Genomic DNA, 8,263 nt, shown 5'->3' on the forward strand with positions numbered 1-8,263 from the left:
ATTTCATTACTTATTTCATATATGAAAACTAATAATAATAATAATAATAACTGTGAAATAAATGAGTAAATCAACCATGTAAAATTTAAAGAAGAATCTGGGGGTATTAAACCAAGGGTAACTAAGTACGGGACAGATAGGGCTGATAGTTTTTTGTACAAAGACAGCATGAATTGGACTCACCGAAAGTGCATAATGGTTAAGTGAAATCCGCAAAAAGATAGGTAATGAAAATCCAATTAGGGGATCTGATTTTGGTTTTGGATGATTTTTAATTTTTGCAGAACTTCTAACCTGTAGGTTTTAAAAGAATTCTTTCAATGGCATATGCAAAACATATTTTCAAAAACTTGATATCGTTATTAATTATACCATTATTATAATGCATATTAAGAAAAAAAGTGTTAGGAAGTGAATTCCTAACGTTTAACTTTAACAGTTGTTTTGATTGTGGTTTTAAGGTAGGTTATTTTTACATTGTATGTTTTGCCTTTTTTGAGTTTTTTAATGATTTTTTTACCTAAGACCTTTTTGGCAACACCATTTTCACCGGTTTTGACCTTGTATGTCTTGCCTTTAAATTTAAACTTAACGACCTTGCCCTTAACCAGTTTATCGTTGATTTTAAGTTTGGCATTTAAGGTTAACTTTTTAGCTGACTTTTTGACGGTGACTTTGCTTGCAGTTAAAACCTGTTTAACAGTAACCGTGTTTTTATATGTTTTGCCGTTGTATGAAGTTGTTACCGTGTATTTTTTAGGGGTTTGTGTGATTTTAACCTTAGCAATTCCATTACTGTCAGTTACAGCATTGTATGTTTTACCTCCAATTGTGAATTTGACAGTGGCTCCCGCACCGACTTGACGCCCGTCAGAGGTAACAACCTTAACAGAGAAGTATTTGCCACCGGAATAATCAACAGAAATGTCATTATTGGCGATAATTTTAGTATCATCCTTTACTGTGTAAACCTTAAGGCATACAGTTTTGTTTTCAAGAGTGATATCTTTAAATGTCTTGCCGTCAGCACTTACCATAGTCATTCCAGAAATATAATGCATTCTTGAAAATGCCTGATAAGGCAAAGCATTATTTTTAAACACGACCTTGAACTTGTCACCAGCTTTAACCGGAATGTATTTGTTCAATATTATTGTTCTGAACCCTGCAAACTCGCTGACACCGCTTTGTGAGTGAACCAGATTACTGTCGATGTAAATGTCAAATGAATAGTCAATTCCTGACTCGTTGAAGTAGGTGCCTACAGCACCAATCAGCTCAGAGTATTTGGAATTGAACTCATTAGAATAGACAGTATAATTGCCGGTAAAACCAGTTAAACCGGTAATATCCGTCTGATAGTTCACATGATAGTCAATGTCATTTTCAAAGATATATGCAATAGCCGCCGCCTGCGGCACAACTGCATAATAATCTGTTGCTAGAATAGAATTATCAGCATATGCAAGCTCATGAAATGAACCAAGGGAATCTTTTACAATCCAGCAGCCGGTTAAATTATCGTCATCCTTCAAAGCATCGTCCCAACCTACAACAGAAACGAAATGAATGTCATGTTCCATATTGTCGATGTATTTATCAGTGACAGTACTGTTAGGAACACCCATTAAAAACCTGTGAAGTGTTACAGATCCGTATTTCATGACTGCACGTTTAATTGAATCCACAGTATTGTTATGTCCTGCAAATATAATCATTGCATCCTGAAGGTGAATTCTTGGAACACTTAAATCAGAATCCAGAATCATCCCCCTGTCATCATAAGGACTGTCCATGTTTAAAGCACCCTGCCAGCTTAATGCATAGCCGAGTCCGCTGTAATCAAAACCGGTTAAAACGTTTCTTGCATCGCCGGCCGGATGATATTTCAGCTGAAGTTTTTGAACATAATTCTCTGAGAGATTATATAGCACTCCGGTTGATTTTAAAAGTGCTGATTCAAGAGATCCGGCAGTTGCAAATGCCCAGCAGTCATCATTGTCCCCCTGGGTTTTGATAGGACTTACCCATCCGAAATCACGGGAATCAAATTTGGACGGAAGTTTGCTGACAACAATTTCATTTTTAATCAGATTAAGTTTTATTCCTGGAGTTTCTATAGAAACGGTGCAATCAGTATTATTCAATAGGAAAATATCCTTATTGACATTATTGTTATCCAATTTGGAATCCTTGGCAAAGTTAGCATAAACACTGACTCCACCATTATCAAATGTTGAATTTGAGAAATTGATTTCAGCATCATTGGCATAAATTGCATTAGCTGCATTGGATGAAGAATTTGCTGCCGTATTATATAACACTGACACATGATTCAAAGTCAATTTTGCATTGTCAAAGTAAATTGCGCCGGCATTTCTCAAAGCGGAATTGGAATATATGAAGCTTTCAGCCAAATACACATTACTGTGGGAGGTATATATTGCCCCGCCATCAAAGTTGGCGTGATTTTGGACAAAATTTGAGTTGGAAATATTTAAAACGCCGCCCAAAACCGATAAGGCGCCTCCGAATTTTGCTTCACAGTCGGCAAAGACACACTGAGTAAAATTTAAATTCTGAACATTGTGGTCTGCACCTGAATCCAAATCAAAGTGTATTGCACCGCCGTCATTGAGTGCACTGCAGTTTTGGAAATCACAATTGTCAAGGAGAAAATCATCATTCGGAATGATTCCTACATGGTCGAAATTATCCAAATACACAATATTCGGGAAATATTTTCCTATAATAGCTCCTCCGGTTAAACGGGAATGCAGATTAATGAATTTTGAGTTTCTAATTGTAATATTCCAGCTTTATAATTGATTGCAGTTGCGAAACTGGAACTCATATTTGCAAAAGTAGTATTTTCAACAATAAAATCCGCCCTGTTGACAAAAAGACAACCTTTTAAAAAGTCTCCTTTATTGAATAATGAATTATTAACAGTCAGACTTCCATAATTACAAACAATGGCACTGTAATTACCGGGATTCATCTGAAAAACACAATTATTGAATGTCATATCCTTTGAAGTAACCTGAATAAAGTTATCTTCAACATAAATATCACCTGTTTGTTTAAATCCTGAACAGTTAATAAACTGCACATTATTGAAAACAACATTTGAATTAATCATTATAGAAGCATCAAAACAGTTTTTAAACGTTAAATTATTAACATTGATATTGCCTGTTGAATCAAATACCAAAACATATTTGCCCGTTAAATTTTCTATTACGTGGTCATTACCATTAATTGTCATATTTTTTTCAATAATAATTCTCCCAATGAAGTTGTCATCATCACAGTATTTGTAGTTATGCTGCACTTCAAACACATCGCCGCTATTATTTAAATCATTTTTTAAATCAGTGAATGTGTGTGAGTCACCCTCATCAGAAATTACATCAGTCTGATTGTCAGCGGCCGAAACCGCACTGAGAGTAAAGAGAACGCAAACCATCATTAAAAAGACTATAAATTTTGATTTCATTTAAACACCACCTAACCTTTTAATTTCTTATATTCAAATGCAACTGCAGTTGACACGAGCAACATGAGTATAGCAATTATGGAAGTTACCAAATCACTCAATACCAAATCCCTGAAGAAGTAGGACACTAAAATTACTGCAACAGGTATGAAGAACCACTGCGCAATATAAATTTGATTAATATTGCTGCTCAAAATGGAGAAGAACTTTACAATTGAGTAGGGTAGGTAGTTCATAACCCACCAGCAAAATCCGATTACACCATGGGCATTTATTATGCAGAAAACTGCGTCCAGAATAGTCATGAAGTAATATAAATGAATATTTTCAGATAAAACGCCGCCACAGAAGTGTGTGGATATAAAGAAGTATGTCAGACCTGCAATTATGAAAAGCGGCCAGAACTTGAAGAATTCGCCCTTATCCTTGGCACGGATGAAATACTGTCCCCAGATATATCCTGCTACAGGGAAAATGAACCAGTTGAATAAAGGAAAAGCACTGAATCCGCCGGCAGATCCTATGAAGTTGGCCGCAACAAGATTTAAAATGTCATTTCCAAAGTCAGTTCCCTTTAAAAGTGTTCCAAGCAATGACAGCACCACTGCAACAACAATCATCCATCTGTTTGAAAGCTCAAATTTCTTTAAAATTCCCATCAGGATAAATGCCAGACCCGCAAATGCCAAAATGTCAACACAGAAAAGTAGCAATCCTCCGGAAATAGGGAAAACATCCCATACACCTAAAAGATTTCCACAGAGGAAGTGCGGTATGAAAAACTCAAAAATGTTTACTAGAATGCCTAAAAGATATAGTTTTATTCCCCTTTTTATCATTACGTCCCATTGGCTGTGTCTTGAGTATACTATACCAACACCCATACAGAACATGAAGATTGGTGCTGCGTAAGGCCTGCCCAGAATATTGCTGAATATAAAATCATAAGCAGAACTTAAACCAACATTAAAACCCTTAACTACCATTATGGTATGCAAGAAAATCATGAAAATAATTGACAGTGCCTTTGCAATATCAAGCTCCACCTGCCTACCGACATTAACTTTTTCATTTGAAAATAAATTATTCATGAATAATATTATGATTTTTTTATAATAATAACTTACTGAAATAGTCAATATTTAGATAAAATTTTAGATATGACTTCTCGACAAAACAAAGAATGTTATAAATAATATTTAATTGAAACAACAAAGTACTCTTAAGCGATATTATGGGTGATTTTTTTAAGTTTGAAGAAAAAAATATTATGAATGGAAAAATTAGTTATTAATTATATATAACTTAAATTTAAAATATTAATTAACAATTAAAATTATTTGGAGAGGTTATATGAAAGGGCATGCGATAGTTGTCATACTTATGGTCTCTCTACACTACTTTTTTTTGAACTTATAATAATTAAAGATTTTCATTCGTATAAAACGTATGAGATAGTTCGCAACCTTATCGATTTGGACTAATAAACTCTGATAAAAAAGAATAACTGTTTGACTAGATAACTATTAAATATTGCTAATTTTAAGAGACTACATCCTGAATAGAAAAATTAATTAATTAACATGACCATAAATAACTAACAATGTTTCAATTACGAAAATTAAATTCACTATTAGTCATAATAATAATTTTAATACTTGCATCTCATGCTTTATTAACAGGATTGTTACTAGCTGGATTAATTGAATACACTCCAAATACTATTGTAACCGGTGAAGTACTATTATTCTTTGTTATAGCTCATATAATTATAAGTCTATATCTATTCATCAAAGACAAGATTAAACAGCGAAAAATACATGTATATGCCAATATCAATAAGGATACGATAGTTCAGGCAATCAGTGGGATATTTATAATCATCTTTATTGTAGCACATGTTTTATCATACATTTATCTTCCAGCATATATTCCAAATTTTAATTGGCAAATTACTCATCTAACAATCGACACATTATTCTTTATAACATTATTCATCCATTTGCAAATAAGCATTCCACGATTATTGGTCTCATTTGGATTTTTAGTTGAAAAAAATGATTATGACAAATGCAGGAAAGTTATCAGAATCCTGTTAATTATAATATTCACATTATTGTTCCTAACAGAACTATCATATTATATTCTATGAAAGAGTTGATTTTATGGTAAAAGAAATTATAGTGATTGGTGCAGGTCTTGCAGGACTGACCTGTAGCGTAAAATCCGCCAGCAAAAATATGCACGTGAAATTATTTTCACCGGCGCATTCAGAACGATCCCAATCAGTAATGGCAATGGGCGGAATAAATGCCGCATTAAACACTAAAGGAGAAGATGACTCTGTAAATGAACATTATACAGACACCATTAATGCAGGACAACATATCAACAACCATAATGCCGTGGAAAAACTAACAAATGATGCCCCAGAAATAATCGATTGGTTAAGCAAACTTGGAACAAGTTTCACAAGAGATGACGACGGCAATGTGGATGTCAGGTACTTTGGTGGCCAAAAAAAGATGAGAACAGCTTATGCCGGTGCAAGAACAGGAAAACAGATACTAACAGCAATCAACACCGAATGCAGGAAATGGGAATATAAAGATAAAATTAAAAGATACGTCGGTTGGAGATTCTTATCATTGATATTGGACAAGGATAAAGTCTGTCGTGGCGTGGTTATGATTAACGAAAATACAGAGGAAATAAGAGATTTTTATGCTGATTTTGTTGTTATAGCATCCGGAGGCATGAATAAGGTTTTTGGAAAAATCAGCGGATCCTTGCACAATGATGGATTTGTAAGCGGGAAATTATTGCATCAGGGCATTGAATTAGCCAATATGGAAATGATACAGTACCATCCAACAACCATAGAAACCCCTGTTAAAAGAATGCTCATTACTGAAGCCGCCCGTGGAGAAGGTGGCAGATTATATGCTCTGCGTAATGGTGAAAAATGGTATTTCATGGAAGAATGGTATCCTGAACAGGGTGCTTTAATGCCACGCGATGTTGTATCTCGAAGCATATACAGAGTATGTCATGAAGATAACATGGGAATTGATGGTGAAAATAAGGTTTATTTGGATTTAACTCACTTGGATGAAAAAACCGTCAAAACTAAGCTTGATGAGGTTTATGATGTTTGTATGAACTATCTAAATCTTGACCCTACTCGTGAGCCAATTCCAGTTTATCCGGGCGTCCATTACTTCATGGGAGGCATACGTACAGACGATGCTCATAAAACCAATATTAGGAATTTATTCGCTATTGGAGAATGCTCTTCACAGTACCACGGCGCCAACCGTCTTGGAGGAAATTCATTGCTTGGAGCCATACACGGTGGATGGGTAGTGGCTGATCAATTGGAAGAAATTTCATGTGAAAATAATAGTTCTGAAGAATATGAAATATTAAACTACGAATATGACGCCTATGAAAATTGGAAGGAACTGCAAAAAGAGGCCAACAACATTTCATCATATGAAATTGAAGAAGAAATTGCAAATATAATGAACAGAACCATGGGGATTTACAGAACGGAAAGTGAACTAAAAGAAGGATTGAATAAACTGGATTCCCTTGAAACAATTCATGTAAACAGTCATCGGTGCTATTATGATTACATTTTATTAAAATCACTGACAGATATTGCAAAAGCAATGCTATCATCAGCATTAGCAAGGAAAGAAAGCAGAGGCGCACATCAAAGATTAGATTATCCCGAAACAAATGAGGAATACCTAAAAACAACCGTGATATCATTTGACAATGATGAATTAAAAATTACATTCAACGATACAGAGGAGAGAATGAGCTGGTAAAAATGGAGTCAATAACCGTAATTATAAAAACCTCAAAAGGCATGAAGGAATATACTTATGAAGGCAATCTCAACATTCCGGTAACTACTCTATTAGAAAGAATCAATGTGAAACATGATATTAAAATCCATTATTCGTCCAGTTGCCTTCAAGGACTGTGCGGAAGTTGTTCAATGATAATCAATGGTTTGCCAAAGCTTGCATGCAAAACATTTGTGAATGAAGAATCAACAACCAAAAAAATGCATAAGATTACAATAGAACCCTTAAGCAAGTTTCATGTTGTAAAGGACTTGGTTGTCGATAGAACCTCAATGTTTGAAAACATTAAAAATTCCCGCCAATGGCTTGAAGAAGAATCACGTATTAATCAGGATAATCTAGAATTTGAATATGAAGCATCACAATGTTTGATGTGCGGGTGCTGTTTAGAAGCCTGTCCTAACTATACTGGCGAAGACAATTACTATGGCGCAATTTTACCTGTGACCTCCTCTAAAATATCAAAACAGGAAAGTGATATGGATAAATTAAAGTTTCTCAAAGAAAATTACAGTAATCATTTTTATAATGATTGTGTGAAATCTCTTGCCTGTGAAAATGTTTGTCCAATGAATATTCAAACACAAAGAGCTATTTCAATAATGAATCGTCATTCAATTTGGAAATTCCATAAATTATTGAAAAAATAACTGAATAAACACGAACAATCGTATAAAACGAAACTTATTCTCGAAACTTTGATTTGCTGATGTGTTTTTGACATTAACACTAATGATATAGAAGGTCAAATTTAATTCAACTTTGATATATCATGAGCCTTTTCAAACTTATCTTTGAATTTCAAATGGGTGATGTTAATGTTAAGTAATCTTAAAAAGAAAAAGTTAGTTGTGATGAAGTTCACAACTTTGTCTTGTTATTGAGT

Annotated in this window: 6 protein-coding genes; 3 read left to right on the forward strand and 3 right to left on the reverse strand. The window is 34.2% G+C overall.

The genetic code is table 11. The annotated features are described in order from the left end of the window. Window positions 1-419 precede the first annotated feature (419 nt). The 3 genes from ACKI32_RS04610 to ACKI32_RS04620 are packed head-to-tail and all read right to left on the reverse strand — an operon-like array spanning window position 420 to window position 4,638. Window positions 420-2,726, reverse strand: a complete 2,307-nt coding sequence (locus ACKI32_RS04610; RefSeq protein WP_407413970.1) for a lectin like domain-containing protein — start codon at window positions 2,724-2,726, stop codon at window positions 420-422. A gap of 38 nt (window positions 2,727-2,764) precedes the next feature. After that, complete coding sequence (locus tag ACKI32_RS04615; protein WP_407413972.1) at window positions 2,765-3,499, reverse strand: hypothetical protein; 735 nt, start codon at window positions 3,497-3,499, stop codon at window positions 2,765-2,767. A gap of 11 nt (window positions 3,500-3,510) precedes the next feature. Then, on the reverse strand, window positions 3,511-4,638 hold the full coding sequence (locus tag ACKI32_RS04620) for a heparan-alpha-glucosaminide N-acetyltransferase domain-containing protein (RefSeq protein WP_407413974.1): 1,128 nt from the start codon (window positions 4,636-4,638) through the stop codon (window positions 3,511-3,513). Between the two features lie 464 nt (window positions 4,639-5,102). Between ACKI32_RS04620 and ACKI32_RS04625 the strand changes: the two genes are divergently transcribed. From ACKI32_RS04625 to ACKI32_RS04635, 3 genes are read left to right on the forward strand one after another with little or no spacing between them, the layout of a single operon-like run. After that, entirely contained in the window at window positions 5,103-5,651 is a 549-nt protein-coding gene (locus ACKI32_RS04625; RefSeq protein WP_407413976.1) for a hypothetical protein, read from the forward strand. A gap of 13 nt (window positions 5,652-5,664) precedes the next feature. Beyond that, a complete protein-coding gene (locus ACKI32_RS04630) occupies window positions 5,665-7,335 on the forward strand; it encodes an FAD-binding protein (protein ID WP_407413978.1) in 1,671 nt (556 codons plus the stop codon). Window positions 7,336-7,337: 2 nt separating this feature from the next. Beyond that, window positions 7,338-8,027 carry a 2Fe-2S iron-sulfur cluster-binding protein gene (locus tag ACKI32_RS04635; RefSeq protein WP_407413980.1) on the forward strand — a complete coding sequence of 230 codons (690 nt, stop codon included), beginning with the start codon at window positions 7,338-7,340 and terminating at the stop codon, window positions 8,025-8,027. Window positions 8,028-8,263: the final 236 nt, after the last annotated feature.

Origin of the sequence: Methanobrevibacter sp., assembly GCF_045611865.1 — an archaeon.
In the GTDB taxonomy this organism is placed as follows: Archaea; Methanobacteriota; Methanobacteria; order Methanobacteriales; family Methanobacteriaceae; genus Methanocatella.